This is a genomic window from Acinetobacter sp. GN11 (assembly GCF_054823985.1).
The window spans coordinates 1-18,532 of the sequence record NZ_JRVL01000003.1 but is presented as its reverse complement, the minus strand read 5'-3'; the positions used below and the strand labels follow the sequence as shown (position 1 = coordinate 18,532).

The 18,532-nt window shown below is 37.8% G+C and carries 18 protein-coding genes and 1 pseudogene; 12 read left to right on the top strand and 7 right to left on the bottom strand.

The window, feature by feature from the left end; genetic code table 11:
• From NL42_RS00330 to NL42_RS00305, 6 genes are all read left to right on the top strand, one after another.
• Nucleotides 1–864, top strand: coding sequence for a metal-dependent hydrolase (locus tag NL42_RS00330; protein WP_461311364.1), 864 nt, complete (start codon nt 1–3; stop codon nt 862–864).
• Nucleotides 865–1,019: 155 nt separating this feature from the next.
• Nucleotides 1,020–1,610 (top strand): LemA family protein, encoded by a 591-nt coding sequence (locus NL42_RS00325; RefSeq protein ID WP_013196703.1) that lies wholly within the window; start codon nt 1,020–1,022, stop codon nt 1,608–1,610.
• Between the two features lie 24 nt (nt 1,611–1,634).
• Entirely contained in the window at nt 1,635–2,717 is a 1,083-nt protein-coding gene (locus NL42_RS00320) for a TPM domain-containing protein (protein ID WP_461311363.1), read from the top strand.
• Complete coding sequence (locus tag NL42_RS00315; protein WP_461311362.1) at nt 2,711–3,271, top strand: TPM domain-containing protein; 561 nt, start codon at nt 2,711–2,713, stop codon at nt 3,269–3,271. Before NL42_RS00320 ends, NL42_RS00315 begins: the two co-directional genes overlap by 7 nt.
• Before the next feature lie 348 nt (nt 3,272–3,619).
• Nucleotides 3,620–4,063 (top strand): pilin, encoded by a 444-nt coding sequence (locus NL42_RS00310; protein ID WP_461311361.1) that lies wholly within the window; start codon nt 3,620–3,622, stop codon nt 4,061–4,063.
• Nucleotides 4,064–4,235: 172 nt separating this feature from the next.
• The gene (locus tag NL42_RS00305) at nt 4,236–5,864 is read left to right on the top strand and encodes a PglL family O-oligosaccharyltransferase (RefSeq protein WP_461311360.1); all 1,629 of its coding nucleotides are present in this window, start codon (nt 4,236–4,238) and stop codon (nt 5,862–5,864) included.
• A 43-nt stretch (nt 5,865–5,907) separates the two neighbouring features.
• On the opposite strand, the gene bfr is transcribed toward NL42_RS00305, so the two are convergent.
• The 7 genes and pseudogenes from bfr to gmk all read right to left on the bottom strand — a co-directional run bounded on the left by bfr (nt 5,908) and on the right by gmk (nt 10,856).
• A complete protein-coding gene (gene bfr / locus NL42_RS00300; protein WP_016140000.1) occupies nt 5,908–6,372 on the bottom strand; it encodes a heteropolymeric bacterioferritin subunit Bfr in 465 nt (154 codons plus the stop codon).
• Between the two features lie 245 nt (nt 6,373–6,617).
• On the bottom strand, nt 6,618–6,812 hold the full coding sequence (locus NL42_RS00295) for a bacterioferritin-associated ferredoxin (RefSeq protein WP_461311359.1): 195 nt from the start codon (nt 6,810–6,812) through the stop codon (nt 6,618–6,620).
• 220 nt (nt 6,813–7,032) lie between these two features.
• On the bottom strand, nt 7,033–7,416 hold the full coding sequence (locus NL42_RS00290; protein ID WP_004789789.1) for a RidA family protein: 384 nt from the start codon (nt 7,414–7,416) through the stop codon (nt 7,033–7,035).
• Between the two features lie 144 nt (nt 7,417–7,560).
• Complete coding sequence (locus NL42_RS00285; protein WP_461311358.1) at nt 7,561–9,666, bottom strand: RelA/SpoT family protein; 2,106 nt, start codon at nt 9,664–9,666, stop codon at nt 7,561–7,563.
• 39 nt (nt 9,667–9,705) lie between these two features.
• A pseudogene (locus NL42_RS00280) lies at nt 9,706–9,795 on the bottom strand (hypothetical protein); the annotation flags it as partial.
• Between the two features lie 80 nt (nt 9,796–9,875).
• Nucleotides 9,876–10,154, bottom strand: a complete 279-nt coding sequence (gene rpoZ / locus NL42_RS00275; protein ID WP_002116990.1) for a DNA-directed RNA polymerase subunit omega — start codon at nt 10,152–10,154, stop codon at nt 9,876–9,878.
• 72 nt (nt 10,155–10,226) lie between these two features.
• Nucleotides 10,227–10,856, bottom strand: a complete 630-nt coding sequence (gene gmk, locus NL42_RS00270) for a guanylate kinase (protein ID WP_461311357.1) — start codon at nt 10,854–10,856, stop codon at nt 10,227–10,229.
• 122 nt (nt 10,857–10,978) lie between these two features.
• On the opposite strand from gmk, the gene ispH reads away from it, so the two are divergent.
• The 6 genes from ispH to NL42_RS00240 form a co-directional block, all read left to right on the top strand.
• On the top strand, nt 10,979–11,929 hold the full coding sequence (gene ispH, locus NL42_RS00265; RefSeq protein WP_461311356.1) for a 4-hydroxy-3-methylbut-2-enyl diphosphate reductase: 951 nt from the start codon (nt 10,979–10,981) through the stop codon (nt 11,927–11,929).
• A gap of 171 nt (nt 11,930–12,100) precedes the next feature.
• A complete protein-coding gene (locus NL42_RS00260; RefSeq protein ID WP_461311355.1) occupies nt 12,101–12,547 on the top strand; it encodes a pilus assembly FimT family protein in 447 nt (148 codons plus the stop codon).
• On the top strand, nt 12,544–13,065 hold the full coding sequence (pilV, locus tag NL42_RS00255; RefSeq protein ID WP_461311354.1) for a type IV pilus modification protein PilV: 522 nt from the start codon (nt 12,544–12,546) through the stop codon (nt 13,063–13,065). The genes NL42_RS00260 and pilV overlap by 4 nt, the downstream gene beginning before the upstream one ends.
• A 1-nt stretch (nt 13,066) precedes the next feature.
• Complete coding sequence (locus tag NL42_RS00250) at nt 13,067–14,095, top strand: PilW family protein (protein ID WP_461311353.1); 1,029 nt, start codon at nt 13,067–13,069, stop codon at nt 14,093–14,095.
• Nucleotides 14,095–14,841 carry a PilX N-terminal domain-containing pilus assembly protein gene (locus tag NL42_RS00245; RefSeq protein WP_263031924.1) on the top strand — a complete coding sequence of 249 codons (747 nt, stop codon included), beginning with the start codon at nt 14,095–14,097 and terminating at the stop codon, nt 14,839–14,841. Before NL42_RS00250 ends, NL42_RS00245 begins: the two co-directional genes overlap by 1 nt.
• Before the next feature lie 24 nt (nt 14,842–14,865).
• The coding region (locus tag NL42_RS00240) for a PilC/PilY family type IV pilus protein (RefSeq protein WP_461311352.1) at nt 14,866–18,532 on the top strand (3,667 nt) is incomplete at its 3' end.

Here is an 18,532-nt window from a genome sequence, read left to right as displayed (position 1 = left end):
ATGAACATCGCAGGTATGACGGCAGAAAAATCATATTTAAATCGTCGAAAAGCGTTGGGTATTACAGTGCGTCGTCTTGAGTTTAATCCAACGGCGATTAAACGGCACTATTTTGCCAATTCTCCTCTCATGTCTCACTTTTTAACTGCACTTTCCTCGACTTTTCCTGTAGGAGAGCAATTTTTTGTAAATAGCGTACGTAATGTGCGTGATAAGGTTTCCGATCCTCAACTACAAGCACAAATTGCAGCTTTTATTGGGCAAGAGGCTATGCATTCCAAAGCGCATAGTGAGTTTAATGAAGCTTGGCGGCGTGATGATTATAATCTGGACAGTTTTCAAAACTGGTTAAATGAGCGTGATAAATATTTAAGAACGATTCCGCCTAAACTTCAATTGGCTCTTACCTGTGCTTTTGAGCATTTTACAGCTCTCCTTGGAGCATATGTTTTACAACATCCAGAATTGTTAAAAACCTTAGATCAAGATGCATTAAAACTTTGGGTATGGCATGCGATTGAAGAAATTGAGCATCGTTCAGTCGCATTCGATGTCTATCAGCATGTATATGGAGATGACCGTATCCGCCGTTTACTCATGCGTAGTGTCACTACTGGGTTTGCGAGTCTCGCTTTTTATGGGACAACTCGTTTATTTTGGCAAGATAAATGGAACAGCTTACCTAAGATCGGAGGTAATTTATTTGGCTCATATTTGCTGATTAAGATGCTTGTCCAATTAATGCCAGAATACTTCGCATATTACAAAAAAGATTTTCATCCGAGTCAAAAGGATTACGACAAGATGGTCGATTACTGGAAAAGCTCTTTAGCAGAAGACTATCAAATGGCAAGTTTTCAATAAGAAAAAGAACAAAGATTAAGTTAATAGATAACCGGATTTAAAAATCCGGTTTTTTAAAAATCAATAAAATAAAAGCAACACAATAATGCCAAATTCATCATACAATCGGGTAAAGAGGTCAAAAATATAAAGAAAAACTTGAGGATAATGTGACGATGAAAACGTTGAAACAATTTGCAATCGCAACGACACTTGCCAGTACCTTACTATTTTCGGGGTGTGGCTATAACACGTTACAAGTAAAAGATGAGGCTGTGACAGCAGCGTGGTCTGAAGTACAAAACCAATATCAACGTCGTTCAGATTTGGTGCCAAACCTTGTCAATGTGGTAAAAGGTTATGCTAAACATGAAGAGCAAGTATTAACCGAAGTAACACAAGCACGCTCGAATGTTGCAGGTTTAAAAGTTGATAAAGAAGTTCTTGAAGATCCAGCTTTACTTGAAAAATATCAACAGGCTCAAAGTCAATTAACAGGGGCATTATCTCGACTTATTGCTGTGTCTGAAAACTACCCAGATTTGAAAGCCAACACCCAATTCCAAGAATTACAAGTTCAGCTTGAGGGTACAGAAAACCGTATTGCAGTTGCACGTAATCGTTATATTACAACAGTGCAAGATTACAACGGATATGTACGCCAGTTCCCGCAAGCAGTGACTGCAAAAGTAATTGGCATGCATCCAAAAGCCAATTTCTCAGCAGAAGCTTCTGCACAACAGGCTCCAAAAGTTTCTTTTGATTAATTTAATAAATCAAAGGAGGGCCGTATGAGAAATATTATATTGCTTCAGTCTAAGCAAATTAAGGTCTTTATTACGACCTTAATTTTGCTCTGTTGTGGTGTTCTTTTTCAGAATACGGCATGGAGTGAAAGTAATACTGCAACTGCTACTGATGAGACCGACACAATAGTAGCGGGCAAAATTATTCAAAAGCAGCAAAATCAAGGCACCGCATCTAAATCGGGTGAACCACCTGCTTCAAGTGTTGCTGCTTCGCCTAAAGTCTCTAACGATATGGCAGATGGTGAGTCAATTCGTGGTTTGCCAACTTTAAACCAACCTGTTATTGATCAAGCTAATATCCTAAGCGAGACAGAAAAGCAGCAACTCGACCAAAAAATTCTAAGTTTATACCAACAAGGCAAAGCGCAAATTGGTATCGTTATTGTTCCAACTACGGGCCAAGAAGATATTTTTGATTATGCATTACGAGTGGGTGAGCAGTGGCAATTAGGCTCAGCTAAACGTGACAATGGATTACTCATTGCAGTTGCGGTAAATGATCGCCGTATACAAATTTTAACCGGATATGGTTTAGAAGGCGTGTTGCCTGATATTGTCGCAAGTCGGATTATTCGAAATCAAATTACACCTTATTTTAAACAAGCCCAATATGCACAAGGTTTAAATGCGGGTCTTGATGAAATCGGAAGAATTTTAAATCTTGATCCAGAAGTTGCTCAGCAAGCTGCTCAAGATTTAAAAGAAAGACAACACCAAGCCGCAGAAGAGCAACAAGCCAAACAAACAACGCTGACAATGGCTCTATTTATTCTTGTTGCTGGAATTGTTGGTTCATTTATTGTAGGACGACCTCTTAGTGCATCTACTGCTGGTGTTGCTGCCGCTGTAGCAGGTTTTGTAAATGGCGCAGGTCTAGTGACTAGTTTATTACTCGGTTTTGGAATCTTCTTTTTACTCATTACTTCTATTGCCCAACTTATTTTACAGGTTATTTTGAGTGGCTCTGGCGGCGGTGGACGTGGAGGAGGCTTCGGCGATGGTGGCGGAGGCTATAGCGGCGGTGGAGGTCGTTTTGGCGGTGGAGGTGCTTCAGGCTCATGGTAACAACATCAGAAACAACACAAATTATTACTCAACCCAAAATTGAGGAATCTGTAGAGCCAAGCCTAAAACGTTGGTTTAAACATTTATGTTATTTTCCGGCCAGTAGTCGTTATTTTTCAAAACAAGATAAGCAAACTATTGCCGATGCTGTACAACAAGCAGAACAGGGTCATGTTGGAGAAATACAGGTGGTAATTGAAGGCCATATTCCATGTTCACAGGCCTATAGACAAAACACACGTTTACGAGCACAGCAGTTATTTGCAGAATTAGGCGTTTGGGATACTGCATTAAATAGCGGCGTATTGTTATACCTAAATTTATGTGAACGTACTGTAGAAGTTATATTTGACCGTGGTATTAGAAATGCGACTAATGATCAGGTCTGGCAACAGATTTGTGAGTCTATCGTTCAACAACTTAAACAAAAACAATATCAACAAGCTGTAGTGATGGGTGTACAGCAAATTGGAGAGGTGTTGTCACATTTTTATGACGAAAACATGCCCGATCAATTCAATGAATTGGGAAATGCTCCAATTATTATAAATTAAGTTATTTTCTAAAAGTTCTATATCTCATAATTTTTAAGTTTTTATTTCTTAAGGTGGCTGACAAAAAATGTCACCTATTTATTTATTTTTAAAGAGAATTTGTTCACAAAAGCAAATAAAAAGTTTGATGGATTTTATTTACTTTTTTTTATGTGTGATGTGTTGTGGTAAAAAGTTATATGACGTTTTTTGTCAGTTATTTACAGAGATTTCATATTCAATAAATTTAAAAATTAATGTAACTTGTTGTTTTGTAAATAAAATAAAAGTTGGCATAGATGCTGCTATGTAGTTGATAGCTGAAAAAGCTTATATAAAAACATACATACAATCTTTGGGGAAAAGGCTATGAATGCACAAAAAGGTTTTACATTAATTGAACTCATGATCGTGGTTGCGATTATCGGTATTTTGGCGGCAATTGCGATTCCTGCATACCAAAGCTATATTGCTAAATCACAAGCTTCTGAAGCATTTACATTAGCAGATGGTTTAAAAACAACAATTGCTACTAATTTGCAATCAGGCACTTGTTTTGCTTCTGGCGCCGCCGCCGCCGCTGCCGCTGATTCAATCGCTGGAAAGTATGGAACTGCAACTATTACAGCAGATGCAACTACGGGTGGTAGTGGTTGTGGTGTTAGTTATACATTTAAGGCTACTGATGTATCAGATAAATTAACAAGCAAAGTAATTGGTATGTCTGTAACTGAAAATGGTGTAATTAAGCCATCAACTGTTACAGTAACTGATACTACTCTAGCTGATTATTTACCGCAGTCTTTTAAATAACAATCTAACTATTTGAAAATATTGATAGTTATTTTACAAAACGCATCTTTAGAGATGCGTTTTTTATGTATAAAGCAATTGTAATCAACAATAATTAATTGGAACTTTAGATTCAGTTGACTAAGTTATCTGTATAATTCCCTGCAAGTTCTAAGTCTTTTCATTCGTTACTATGCAAGTATTCTTCCTATTCCTCGCTGCAATCCTGTTAGGTTTTGCATGGTTGTCTCCATTTCACTATAGCCCTTGGGTCATGTTCTCAAGTGAAGTGAGTACTTTTGGGGCTGGATTATGCGTATTAGCTGCTCTGATACAGCAAAATATTAAAATTCCTAGAGCGCAACTATTGTTGCTGCCATTTACTTTAATTCCAATAGTGCAGTGGGGTTTTGGTTTAGTTTTTGATTTGAGCACAGCCTTATTGAGTTCATTTTACTTATTAGGTTTTTGGTTTATGGTCTTGGCTGGTTATAACCTGTCTTTAGATCAACAAAAACGAGATCAAATCTTTTCTGGTTTTAGCCTACTTGTAATTATTGTATCGCTTATTACTAGTTTCATTGCAATTTGCCAATGGTTGAATATTGAGTCTCATATTCCGTATGTGCTTAAGTTACTGGGTAATCGTCCTTACGGTAATTTTGGCCAACCCAATAATATGGCAACCTTTTTAATCATTGGATTATTAGGGTGTTTATATTTATATGAAAAGAATAAAGTAACAATTTGGTTGTTACTGCCTTCAACGCTCATTATTTTATTTACAGTTGCATTGAGTCAATCAAGAACTTCATGGATAGTTTTTCCATTCTTACTCATCTATTGGATGATTAAGCAGTTTAGAAAGCAAAAAAGATTTGGATTTGCTCAAGGTTTCTTGTGGTGCTTAACATTTTTCTTAATTGCTGGATTCATCTTACCGTATATTACTCAATTCATTGAGTTCTCTACAAATACACAGATTACTGAAACAAGTACATTTGTTGCTCGTGCAGGTTCGGGGCATGAGCGTGTAGGCATGTGGATACAAATATTACATGCCATAGCACAGCAGCCGTGGGCAGGGTATGGATGGAGTCAAACAAGTGTCGCTGTAGTCGATAGTATTCAATATGGAACTGTACATGTATGGTTTAATAGTGCCCATAATGTACTGCTTGACTTAATTGTTTGGAATGGTATTCCATTAGCAGCTGTAATTATTGCTTACTTTACGTGCTGGTTCCTTTGGTTAAATCAACAGGCTAAAGAAACTATCTCAATTATAGCGATTATGATGGTGTGTGCGGTGTTTATTCATGCCATGTTTGAGTTCCCACAGCGCTATGCTTATTTCTTGCTTACCTGTGGTTTCTTGCTCGGTATTGTTCAGGCGCAGACTCCAGTACTCAAGGGAGTTGTACTTAATAAGCAACTTTTTCGCTTAATATGGGTAGTTGGTTTACTGCTTATTATTGCGATTTTACGTGATTACAATGTGTATGTTCTGAATAGTAATTTACTTTATAAGAATAAAAAGCCAAATGCAGAGTTCATGGGAAGCAGCAGAATTTTTGTTTTAACGCAGTTTGAAGAGCGTTTAAAATGGATTGAACTTAATCCAAAAACTAAATTACCTGAAGCTGATTTAGTCCAGTGGGGGAACTCGGTAAAGAATAAAGCAACTCCATATAATTTGCGTAAATATGCAAAATTGCTGGCTTATAATGGAAAACTAGAGCAGGCACAGCAGCAAATATTAATTTTAAAGCATCTCTATAAGCAAAAAATAACGCTACCAGAGTTATTAAAAGAAAAGTAATAAAAAAATCCCCTTGTATGCAAGGGGATTTTTTTATGAGAAATTACATTTGACTCTGGATGTAATTTTCAATGCCAACGTTGCCGATAAGGTCAATCTGAGTATCTAACCAGTCCCAATATTCTTCTTCTTTTTCTAAAATTTCTTGAACGAGATCACGAGTCACATAGTCTTGTTCTGTTTCAGCGAGAGCAACTGTTTTTTGAATCGCCTCTATATTTTCTTTCACTTTACGAATGTCACATTGCAGAACTTCTTCTGTGTGTTGGCCGATATAAAGTTTGCCTAAATGCTGAAGATTAGGCAGACCTTCTAAAAACAAAATACGTTCAATAATTTTGTCTGCATGCTTCATTTGACGAATTGATTCTTTATATTCCGCCGAACCAAGCTGCTCAATTCCCCAATCATTAAACATGCGTGAATGTAAAAAGTATTGATTAATTGCGGTTAAATGATGATACAGCACTTGGTTGAGCTGATTAATGACATCACGATTGCCTTTCATTGTAGCTACTCCAAAACAATTTCTGCCTCAATTCAATTAAGGCAATCTATAAAACCATTTTAGTGAACAAACACTGATATGGCGAGTAATTTATAGAACAGCAAATGAAAATCGCAATCAAAAACAACACAATATTAGGAAAGGAGAGTTTCCAGCCAAAAAAAACCGCTTGAATGAGGAACTATTAACGTTCCGCAAAAAGCGGTGGAGGAGCTAATAAATACTGTTAAATGTTTATAATTCTTTTACGCAGCTATGGAAATACGAGCAGCGATTTCTGCTAATTCTTCATTAATAATAGCACGTGCTTCTGGTGCACAGCGTCCACAGCAAGTACCAAGATCAAGCAATTCACGAATTTCGCGATAGCTTTCGGCGCCATTTTCAACAGCGTCTTTGATATCTTGATCGGTAATGCCACGACACAAGCAAACGTACATGGGAGTGATCCCCAAATATAAATGCGATAATTGATATTATTGATAATTATTATCGTTTGTCAATGAAATTCATTTAAAATCTCATTTATTATTATTGGGAATTCGGATAAAAAAATACCACCTGAGCGGAAATCTGAGTTGTGTTCAGATTTTATACAAAGGTGGCTCATGATTTAGAGCTAAGAATTTAACGGGAAATATTCAATATATTTTTTATATCTTATTGATTAATAACTACAATGCCATCCATTTCAACTAAAGCACCTTTGGGTAAACTTGCTACACCAAGTGCTGCACGTGCAGGATACGGTTGTGCAAAATATTCACCCATAATTTGGTTTACGAGTTGGAAGTTTGATAAATCAGTTAGAAAAATATTGAGCTTGGCAATGTCTGCTAGAGAGCCACCGGCAGCTTCACAAACCGCTTTTAAATTATCAAATACACGACGAATTTGAGCTTCGATACCTTCTACAAGTTCCATACTGTATGGGTCTAAACCAATTTGCCCTGAAAGATATAACGTATTATCTACTAAAATAGCTTGAGAGTATGTGCCGATAGCAGCAGGGGCATTTTCAGTATGAATCACTTGGCGGGACATTTGGTTCTCCTTGATTAAATCTCATTCCATCATAATCGATGATAGGTTTTGACAAAAGTATCATCGATTTAACTGATTGAGTGAATTTGGAAAGTTTGATTTTGTTAAAGAAACATAAACCTGACCAATAGTCCTTGTAAAGACTTAGCTTACTTTTGAAATTTCCATTTGTGGATTAGGTGCATCCAAGCGTTCAATACGTGGGAATCCATAATGCATACGTAAGTCACGGATGACTTTCGCAATATGTTTACGGTTGTTAACTACAATATTAACAAACGTTCTTTGCTCATTTGAGTGAACCATTTCTACCCCTGCATTGTTTTTACGGCATTGATAGATCAGATCTGATACCTGCTCATCATTCATTGCCATATCTATAGCGAGGTAGGCTGTAAAACGAACATCATCTACGTCATCTGCTTTCCATTGAAGCGGCATGATATTTTCAGGATGGAGATGTTGCTCATGCAGTAGGTTATGGCAGCGTATGCGATGCACAATCAATCCACGACGTGTTAAATGTCCTTGAATTGGGTCACCTAGAACTGGGTTGCAGCAATGCGCATATTTAACGTCGATACCTTCAGTACTTTGAATGAGCCGATCTGAATTTTCCACTTGTGGATGCTTGTCATGAGCAAATAAGTGATTAGCTACAAGTTGAGGTAGTAAGTCACCAACAGCAATTTGTTCATACAATGTATTTTTATTATCGATGTGGCGCCATTGAAGTAAATCTAACCAGTCTGCTTCAGAAAGGTCATTGATCGAACGGTTAAAGAGTTTTAGGGCGCGAGAAAGTGCTTGCGCACCGACTAAACGTTGTTCTTCAATGTCTTGATCTTTAAGGACGTGTTGTAATGCACGGCGAGCTTTTTGCGTATTAATAAAACTTAACCAGTCTGGATTTGGTGTTGCTAAAACATCCGTAATAACTTCGATAACTTGACCGCTAATTAATGGTGTCGACAATGGTTTAATTTCACCATCTACTTTTGCACCAACGGCATGGTTACCTAGAAATAAACTAGCTGAATAAGCAAAATCAACTACGGTAGCACCTTGGGGTAACTCATGGAGTTGGCCATGCGGTGTATATACCCAAATTTTTTCTTGATGTAAGTAATCTAACAAATCATTGAAGGTCGTTTTTGCACATTCTCCATCGATAAGCGTATTCAGGTTTTGCATAGAGGCCTGAATGGCTGAACGACAAGTTTGTGGGGCATTTTCACCAAGCACTACCCCAAAACGAGCAGCTTTACGCATAAGCTCGGTTTGAATGGTAAGAGATAGTGTAGTTTTTTCGCCTTTAAGTTTAATCAGTAAAGATTGGTTACCACCTGGTAGCGGACGACGGATATGATCCTGATATTGAATGACCTGAAAGTTTTCTCTTAAAGCATCAACTAGGCGGTCACAGTCGGCAATTGATTGTAAAACGATTTCAAAAGCATGGCTGTGGGTAAGCTCTTGTAAATCCATCTCATTTTTAACGAAATGGCGTAATAATTCGATATTGTTATTTTTCTTTTTAATGCGGCCTTGAATATGATAATTGTGGAGAAGTTCAGCGAGGTTTTGTTCCCAGATACTTTGATATTTACATCGCTCTGGTTTGGTTAGACGTAGTGCATTTTGCACGTTATCAAACATATCAAGATCAAGATTTTGATAACAAAGATTTTCTAGATTATCGCCCATTTCATTCATGCCGACTAATCTTGCCATTGGCACGAAGATATCAAGCGTTTCTTGAGCAATGCGGGCGCGTTTATCTGGACGTAAAGCACCTAGAGTTGTCATATTATGATAGCGATCAGCTAATTTAATAATAATGACACGCGGGTCCTGTAGGGTCGCTTGCAAGATTTTTCGGAATGAGGCGGCTTTGTTATATTCTTTATCACTTGACTGGCTAAGTTTGGTTACGCCGTCAACTAGCTCGGCAACCGTCAGGCCAAATTTTTCAGTAATATCTTCTTTTGTATATTGAGTGTCTTCAATAACATCATGCAAAAGGGCTGCCATTAAGGTTTCAGCATCTAAACGCATGTTCGCAAGAATGCAGCTAACAGCAATTGGATGCAGAATGTAGGGTTCACCACTTTTACGTGTAATGCCACTATGCGCTAGATCGGCAAAATCACAGGCAGCAAGCACTTTCTCGACCTCACTTACCGATAAGTAAGGGTCGATAATCAATTTAAGCTGTTGCTTGGCTTGGCTGACCTCTTCGCCTGGCATAAATCACCCTTTTTCCTAATGCTGAGAAACTACATCTATCTACTTCTTAATGAAAAGCATATTGCGGAACTTGTCAATTTTTTCATTTGAAAAAGTGTATTTTTTTTTCAATGAAAATAATTGCTTTTTTCAATCTCTTTAAATTCAAGGCAAAGCCAAATAAAAAACCACCGCAGAAAAACGATGGTTTTTTTATTAAACAGAATAGATTAGAAAGAAAAACCTTCTAAATTCAAGCTGTTTGTAGAAAGAGCAAGATCAAGACTAGAAGTTTGATAATCTTGTTCACGTTGCTTAAGAATTTCCTTAGTAACGTGACCTGCCGCGATTTCGCGCAAAGAAACTACAGTCGGTTTGTCGTTATCCCATTCTACAGTTGGCTCCATGCCTTGACGTGCCAATTGACGAGCACGTTTACTTGCAACGAGCACAAGCTCAAAACGGTTGTCTACATGATCTAAACAATCTTCAACGGTGACGCGTGCCATAAAAGTTCTCGTTTTGGAATGGTGAATTTGAACAGACTAAACAGTATAAAAGGCTTTCGATCTAGACTCAAGTTATTCCTGTTTTGGTTGAGGAGTAATCAAGTCTTGAATTAATGTCTGATAGCGTTTCGCTTGCTGAGATAGCACTAGACGGTTTGCTGTAATCACAGCTTCAATCTCATGTAAGGCTTTATTAAAGTCATCATTAATAATGATGTAATCAAAGTTCGTGTAATGCTGCATATCTTCAACTGCACAGCTTAAACGATGTTCAATGACTTCAACTGAGTCAGTACCGCGATTAGATAAACGCTGACGTAAGTCAAACTGTGTTGGCGGTAAAATAAATATTTGCTTGGATTCAGGAAAAAGTTTGCGTACTTGCTCTGCACCTTGCCAATCAATTTCAAGTAGAACATCGTGTCCTTGAGCTAACTGTTGTTTTACAGTTGCTTGAGAAGTGCCATAGTAATTACCAAATACTTCAGCGTATTCGATAAAGCCTTCATGGTTTACTTGGTCTAGAAAGTCATCTTTTGTAGTGAAGTGATAGTGAACACCATCTAACTCACCAGGACGTTGACCTCGGGTAGTATGCGAGACTGAAACATGTAAATTGCTCACACGGTCAAGCAGGGCTTTCACCAAAGATGTTTTGCCCGTTCCTGATGCAGCAGAAACGACAAACAATAGACCCGACATGATATTTTTCCTGATATGATAAAATATCTTCGCTATTGTAGTGTACCGTGCGTTTAAACTGAATAGTTTTAATTGCAAATATTCAAGAGAAATTCCCCTGTTTTATTAATTTTGAGGCTGTTATGGAAATTGTGTTAGCTAATCCGCGTGGTTTTTGTGCCGGTGTTGATCGAGCCATAGCAATCGTCAATCGGGCTTTAGAATGTTTTAACCCTCCTATTTATGTACGTCATGAAGTTGTACACAATAAATTTGTGGTAGATGACTTACGTCAAAGAGGAGCAGTTTTTGTTGATGAACTAGATCAGGTTCCGGATGACTCAATTGTAATTTTCAGTGCGCATGGTGTTTCAAAAGCAGTTCAACAAGAAGCGGAGCGCCGAGGCTTAAAAGTTTTTGATGCGACTTGTCCTTTAGTTACTAAAGTTCATATTGAAGTGACTAAATATGCGAGAGAAGGTACTGAAGCCATTTTAATTGGTCATGAAGGGCACCCAGAAGTTGAAGGAACAATGGGCCAATATGACAAATTGAAAGGTGGTGAGATTTATCTGGTTGAAGATGAAGCTGATGTTGCTGCGCTTGCAGTAAGACATCCTGAAAAACTTGCATTTGTAACTCAAACAACTTTATCTATTGATGATACAGCTAAAGTTATTGATGCTTTGCGTGCAAAATTTCCTCATATTCAGGGTCCGCGTAAGGATGATATTTGCTACGCTACTCAAAACAGACAAGATGCTGTGCGTGATTTGGCCGAACAGTGTGATGTAGTCTTGGTTGTAGGTTCACCTAACTCATCAAATTCAAATCGTTTACGTGAGCTTGCAGAGCGTATGGGTAAAGCTGCTTACCTTGTAGATAATGCTGATCAGTTAGAACGGTCATGGTTCAATGATATGTGCAAAATTGGTGTGACAGCGGGTGCTTCAGCGCCAGAAATTCTCATTAAGCAAGTAATTCAACGTTTACAAGACTGGGGCGCGCAAGCACCTAAAGAATTAGATGGACGTGAAGAGAATATAACTTTTAGTCTTCCTAAAGAATTACGTATTCATGTGACTCAAGCATAAAGTGTGACTTGTTTAACATACTGATTTTAAAATAGTAAAACAGATAATTGTTGATGTGACGATTATCTGTTTTTTTATACCCTTTATCTGCTTTGTATTTGTTTTGTAAATCTAAACCGTAAAATTTAAATAATAAATAAAAAATTCTTAAGTTTATTTGGGGTTCTGGGGATGAGGGGAATTATTCCGCAAGAAGGGTTCACCTTGGTTGAGCTCATGGTGACGATTGCAGTAATGGTCATCATTGCGATGATGGCTGCGCCGTCTTTTACGCAACTCATGGCTAAGCAAAGATTAAATGCAAATACGAGAGAGCTGATCTCTACCTTATCTCAAGGGCGTAGCCAAGCTGTTTTATTAAGAACAAATGTTACTGTCCATTTAGTTGATGGAACCAATACAAATACAGATTTTTATTGGGAACCTACTACAGGAAATCGAGTAACTGCACCTACCTCTATAAGTAGTATTACTTTTGGCAGAGATGGGGCGTTAGTTTTAGGTATTTCAGCGGATACAGATTTTGTGATTTGCAATTCAATCGCTAAAACTCAAAAAACCTTTGCATTAACCCGGATGGGAACTGTTTATTCAAAAAACGACGGAACTTGCTCATGAATAAATATAATCAAAAGGGCATAGGGATGATGGAAGTATTAGTTGCTTTGCTGATTCTTGCGATAGGGGTTCTAGGATTTACTGCCCTACAGTTAAGAGCCGTTGATGCCACTGATGAGGCTATGAGTAAAATTCAAGCTATGAATCTTGCCAGAGATTTAGCTGAACGTATTCGTGTAAATAGGGCTGCATTTAGTACCTATGGCGATAATTTAAATGCAACAACACAAAGTACAACAGCGACTCCAGAATGTATTCAAACGACAAATACAACACCATGTACTACGTCTGTTCAAATGGCAAATTATGATACGGCACAGGTTGTGAGTCAGGCAAATGATTTAGGAATGATGATTCGTTTACCTGACTGTCAGGTGAGTGGTACTCAAAACCGTAAGTGTGTCTATGTCGCATGGGGAAAAACAAAAGCAATAAATAGTTCTACTGATTCAGATGCTTGTACGAATGGTGGTGCATATTTACCTCAAGCAAAATGTGTCATCATGGAGTTATATTGAGATGAATAAAATATATATTCAGCAGGGGTTCACACTTGTCGAATTCATGGTGGCAATTGTTTTGGGGCTATTAATTACAGCTGCTGCCGCTCAGCTATTTCTTACAGGACAAATTTCTTTAAATACTCAACGCGCGATGGCTGATCTACAGGAAAGTGGAAACTTTGGATTACGCTATATCTCGAATGACATTCGCAAGAGTAACTATGGAAACAATAACATCATAAATGATCGACTGGCTAACGGTGGAATTGTAATAACCACGAGACAAACTTCCCGTTTCCCAGCAGTAGCAAGTCCAACTTATACGGCAGATACGATTCCAACGAATATCCCAGACACAATTCCTTCAACAGTAGCTGTGCCAGTGACAAGTTTCGCGACTAAGGCTAGTAACGTACAAGTTTCGGCGGTACCGCCCGCTACTGGAAATGTAAATCAAGGCAGCGATCAATTGGTTGTCCAATTCTTTGCAGAGCAGGCTGGTGTTGATTGTGAAGGTAATAATTATGAGGCGAATAGATACATTGTTGAGCGTTTCTTTTTAAGATCAGATTCAAATGCCATATCAAATGAACCTAATGCTGCATTAGCACTTGCATGTGAAGCGGGTTCATATGTAGCGGGTGACACTACGATTTTAAAAAACCCTTCAACTTCTACGACTGTATTTGGTACGACAGAAGGAGAAATTTTGGTAAGACGTGTAGATCATTTGCACTTTCTGTTAGGCATTTCTGATGATACCAATACAACAAATTTTCGGTATATCTCGATTGGGCAATATCTTGCTTTGAATGCAAATCCACGTCCGCGAGTCAATTCCATTCAAGTTGGTGTACTTGTACGTTCCAATGAAAGCATTCGTGAGAATGGTTTAGTTTCAAATAACCAAACTTATAAAGTGCTTGATCAAAATGTATCTATTAAAGTGCCGACAGGGAACCCTCCAAAATATTTGCGTACAGTTATTACTCAAACTATCGCCTTACGTAATGGTTTGTTTTCTCAAGATACGGCGGTAATGTAATGAAAGTACAAAAGGGTTCAACATTAATCGTTGTTTTAATTTTATTGCTAGTGATTACCGTGATTGGGACGTTGGCTGTTCGTCAAAGTCTTACAAGTTTAAATATTGCAACAAACAGTCAAGCGCAGCAGTTGCTCATGCAGTCATCTGATTCTGTACTTTACCGATTAGGTGCCGAAGGCTTCGCTAGTACGAGTGGTAATCCCACAAGTTTACTTGGCTATGCATTACAAAATCAGGGAAAAGAAGTAGTTTTTTGTTTTAGAAGTCAGACCTCTCCTGCAACGTCTTTCTCTGTCGCAAATACAAGTACTTTACAATGGAATGAAGAAAATACAGACATTACTGTAAATGGTGTATCTGGGTTTTGTAATTTGAGTGCTGTAAATGATTATGCTAGTCGTCGCAAAGCACAAATGACACAAGTTGCTATTGTTGTAAATCCACCGCTAAGCACACCTGCACGCCCATTACAAATTGTCACTTTAGGGAGCGATCTTGAAAGTTTGGGGAAATTGGATAATGAGCAAACAAAAAGAATAAGAGTATATGTGACATCTATTTTACCCAATTTATCCGATGCTTCTCAGGCTGCTATTACAAATTGTCTGAAACGTCCAAATAGTCAGCCATTATCAGGTTCAAACTCAACAGTATCGAGTTGTTTACAAGATTTGAATGTTCCATTTAATACGCAGTTTCAGGATTTTGTGTTGAGTACATATCAACGTCAGAACTCGGTTTAATTGGATTATTGGGGAATAGATGAAATGAAGATATTAAATACAAAAAAAGCTAACGTTTTAAAGTATAAAGTACTCGTCATGGCGATATCTGCCATTATGACTAGCACCGTAACAACATCAGTTGTTCGCGCAAGTGATGTGCAAATTTATCAAAATCCAACGGCAACCAAATATCCAATTATCATGTTGGCAATTGATAATTCTTTTAGTATGGCAATTAATGATGCCTATTATAATAATACAAGAATGTCGCGTTTAGATGCCTTGAAACGTTCTTTAGTCACTGCTTTACAGGCTTTGAATACGGATGGCACATATAAAATTCCAAATATCACTTATATGGGATTATCTAAGTTTGCTGGTGATGTTAGTAATGCGAGACGTTCTAGAATTTGGGTGCCAGCAAAAAGACTTGATACTTTAGTATCAGGCACAAAAACACAAAGACAATTTTTAATAGAGCAGATTAACGGACTAGGTGCGGATTCAAGTACACCAACTTCAACTTTATTTGCAGAAACTTATGCCTATCTATTAGGTAGTCGTACTGATAGTCCTAATGCTGTAAATAATTTTTCAAATGGTTACCAAGCCGATCTTTCTGGTATCAGTAATGCTGCAACAGGTACTGTTTTAAATGGTAAATACATTGCACCCATTGAATCTTTACCAAATGAAAATGATAAACAGTGTTCAACACAGGGTGTATTCTTTTTAACCGATGGTGCACCTTCTGGTATTCCAGCAACAAACACACAATTATTGCTTAAAAATGTTGCTGCAAATGCAGGCATCACAGGAGTGGATGCTAATACCATTAGTGGTTCTGTTACAGATGTACCTGCTGTTTATTATAACTATAGTAAAGCTCGTAATTCAGCTACCACAAATGGTGAGTTTTATGAGATGAAACTATCAGCAACCGCTAATGAGATAACGACTAATAATACAGTAACAGGTTATCAAGATCGAAGTGGGTGGTCATATATTGCAGATCTAGTTAAAGCGACATCAACAACTGCAACACCTATCTCAAAGAAAAGAATTTATTTAGCTACAGTTGGATTTGGGCCTCTTTTTAATACCGCAGTTAATAGTAGTGGTAATCAGGTTGAAACCTGTGACAAAGATTCAACTGGACGCAATATCCATTGTTATATTGGTTCTGGAGGAGCTGTAAATACCAATCTGGGTAATTCTGATACTAGTCCTTACTCTAACACTCTTAATGCTGATGCATTAAAGATGTTGGGAGATAAAGTTGGTGAAGGCGATACTTATGGAACTGATAAACCTATTGGTGGCTATACCTATGCAGATACAGGTGAAAAAGTACAAAATGCTTTATTAAGGTTTGTAGGCGCAATTTCACAAGGGACTTTTGAGGCAGCTAGCTTCGGGACTTATGTGGTACCAGCTGATCCAATGGCAACCAGTGCATCTTATTCTTATGTTTTTGCACCACAGTTTCAGCCTAAAGTAAGTGGATCGGGTGGGACGATAGTCTCTACTCAACAGTTATGGTTAGGTAACCTTAAAAAATATACCTTAAACTCATCTGGTACTATGGTTGATGTGAATGGTAATGCCGTATTAAAAAATACAGGTGGTATTAATACCTTAACTCAGGACTTTTGGAATGCTGAGAATGTTAATGATGGAGATGATGCTCTTAAAGGTGGGGCGTGGTCACAACTATCAGTTCCAAATGCGTCTTCAGGTGCGCTGAGTGCAGTAACTAATGCCTCGGATATTCAAACCCGACCTCTCTACATTAATGCGACGATTCCGACAGCTTTAACTGATACGAATAAAAATAAAGTTGTAGCTGCAAATAGTTTAACTCAACTGAGTACGCAAAATGTTCTGACTGCTAGCTATATTGACAGTACAGCAGGTTCAGGAACGACAGCATGGCGACAAAACGTTTACCAACCTTATCTGTTATCTGCACTAGGTTATAAGCTTACAAAAACTGAATTAGAAGCTAAAACCGGAGGCTATAAGTGGGATACTGTTGATAAAGTAAAAAACTTAAACGTTATGCAGCAAATGGGTGGCGTATTACATTCTGACCCATTACTAGTGACTTTAGAAGCTAAATATGACCCAACTACAGGTGCAATTTTAAGTAATACTCAAAGTACAGTAAACCGTAAAGATTATATTGTGATGGGATCAATACAAGGTTTACTACACATACTGAATCAAGCCACTGGTAAAGAAGAAATGGCTTTTCTTCCCAATGAAATTCTTCAGGATGCTAATCGTCGAGATGCTCTATTAGATGTAAGTAACACAACCACATCTACAACAAATCCATTTTATGGTATCGATGCTCAATGGGGTTCTTGGGTCGAATATAATATTGATGCGACGAATAATAAATTTAAAGCCAATATTGCCAATATTTATGGTGGTATGCGGATGGGTGGAAAAAGCTATTATGGCTTAAATATTAAAAATCCAGCAGATCCAAAATTTTTGTTTCAGATTGACCCTGTAAATGGGGTAATTAATAGTGGCACTAGTGGTGTATCTGCTACAGGGAACCAAGTAACTGCACTTCAGGCAATGGGGCAGAGTTGGTCCAAACCAACACTTGCAAAAATTCGTCTCAATAATCAAGTTAAAAACGTCATGATTGTAGGAGGTGGATATGATCCAGCTTATGAGACGGATGGTTATCAGCCGACTTCAACCACTGTAAATGCTGGCGCTGGTATTTATATTTTTGATGCGACTACAGGTGCTTTATTGTGGGATGCTCGTTACGGCAGTAGTAATAGCACTAGTACGGTTGACGTCAAGGATAATAATTTAAAATATAGCGTAGTGAGCCAAATCAAAGCTTTTGATCGAGATGCAGATGGTTTGGTTGATAATTTATATTTTGGTGATTTAGGTGGACAAATCTTTCGCGTTGATTTGAATAATGGTTATGGAACCTCAACAACAAATTTTGGTCGAGTAAATCGACTCGCGAACTTTTCAGCACTTAACCAGCGTTTCTATGAAATGCCGACTTTAAGTATCCATGATCGTAATGGTAGTCGTTTTGGTGTGCTTGGCATCGCCTCAGGTAATCGAAGTTTTCCATTGAACAAAGCCAATAGTAATGATAATCGAATTTATGCCTTATATGATTATGATATTGCTTCATCTAATTTATACAGTTCAACATTCTCTAAAACCAGTAATTTAACAGAATCAGATTTATATAATTGGAGTGCTATTGCCAGTACAAATGTAGCAAATCTGATGAACAATACTAAAAAGGGTTGGTACTATGTTTTGCGTGAAACTGATGGAACGGCCCAAACTGCAAATACAGGTACAGTAAAAGCACTTAATGGATACCTTGTAGTTGCAAATACAGCTCAATTTTCAGATTTCTACGTATCTTTATATAATCCAAATCATGCTTCAACCAAACAGCCAAATGCGTGTACAGGTGGTATTACAGGTTCGAGTGTAATACGTCGTTTATGTTTACCTTATGGGGTTTGCGGGGATGCAACCGATGCCACTAATTTTAATACAAATAAGATTGGCGGCAATGTGGGTAATGCTTCTGATGGTATTAGTAAAATTAATGCTGGAGGATTTTCAAATGGCGTAAATAATTTGATTAAACTACTACCAGAAGTTGGGCGAAATTATAAAACGACAAAAATATTTCAAAGTACAA

What these genes read in the sequence shown, in the direction of transcription:
- NL42_RS00330 (WP_461311364.1), top strand. Translation starts at nt 1, where the DNA reads ATGAACATCGCAGGTATGACGGCAGAAAAATCATATTTAAATCGTCGA.
- NL42_RS00325 (WP_013196703.1), top strand. Translation starts at nt 1,020, where the DNA reads ATGAAAACGTTGAAACAATTTGCAATCGCAACGACACTTGCCAGTACC.
- NL42_RS00320 (WP_461311363.1), top strand. Translation starts at nt 1,635, where the DNA reads ATGAGAAATATTATATTGCTTCAGTCTAAGCAAATTAAGGTCTTTATT.
- NL42_RS00315 (WP_461311362.1), top strand. Translation starts at nt 2,711, where the DNA reads ATGGTAACAACATCAGAAACAACACAAATTATTACTCAACCCAAAATT.
- NL42_RS00310 (WP_461311361.1), top strand. Translation starts at nt 3,620, where the DNA reads ATGAATGCACAAAAAGGTTTTACATTAATTGAACTCATGATCGTGGTT.
- NL42_RS00305 (WP_461311360.1), top strand. Translation starts at nt 4,236, where the DNA reads ATGCAAGTATTCTTCCTATTCCTCGCTGCAATCCTGTTAGGTTTTGCA.
- bfr (WP_016140000.1), bottom strand. Translation starts at nt 6,372, where the DNA reads ATGAAAGGCAATCGTGATGTCATTAATCAGCTCAACCAAGTGCTGTAT.
- NL42_RS00295 (WP_461311359.1), bottom strand. Translation starts at nt 6,812, where the DNA reads ATGTACGTTTGCTTGTGTCGTGGCATTACCGATCAAGATATCAAAGAC.
- NL42_RS00290 (WP_004789789.1), bottom strand. Translation starts at nt 7,416, where the DNA reads ATGTCCCGCCAAGTGATTCATACTGAAAATGCCCCTGCTGCTATCGGC.
- NL42_RS00285 (WP_461311358.1), bottom strand. Translation starts at nt 9,666, where the DNA reads ATGCCAGGCGAAGAGGTCAGCCAAGCCAAGCAACAGCTTAAATTGATT.
- rpoZ (WP_002116990.1), bottom strand. Translation starts at nt 10,154, where the DNA reads ATGGCACGCGTCACCGTTGAAGATTGTTTAGATCATGTAGACAACCGT.
- gmk (WP_461311357.1), bottom strand. Translation starts at nt 10,856, where the DNA reads ATGTCGGGTCTATTGTTTGTCGTTTCTGCTGCATCAGGAACGGGCAAA.
- ispH (WP_461311356.1), top strand. Translation starts at nt 10,979, where the DNA reads ATGGAAATTGTGTTAGCTAATCCGCGTGGTTTTTGTGCCGGTGTTGAT.
- NL42_RS00260 (WP_461311355.1), top strand. Translation starts at nt 12,101, where the DNA reads ATGAGGGGAATTATTCCGCAAGAAGGGTTCACCTTGGTTGAGCTCATG.
- pilV (WP_461311354.1), top strand. Translation starts at nt 12,544, where the DNA reads ATGAATAAATATAATCAAAAGGGCATAGGGATGATGGAAGTATTAGTT.
- NL42_RS00250 (WP_461311353.1), top strand. Translation starts at nt 13,067, where the DNA reads ATGAATAAAATATATATTCAGCAGGGGTTCACACTTGTCGAATTCATG.
- NL42_RS00245 (WP_263031924.1), top strand. Translation starts at nt 14,095, where the DNA reads ATGAAAGTACAAAAGGGTTCAACATTAATCGTTGTTTTAATTTTATTG.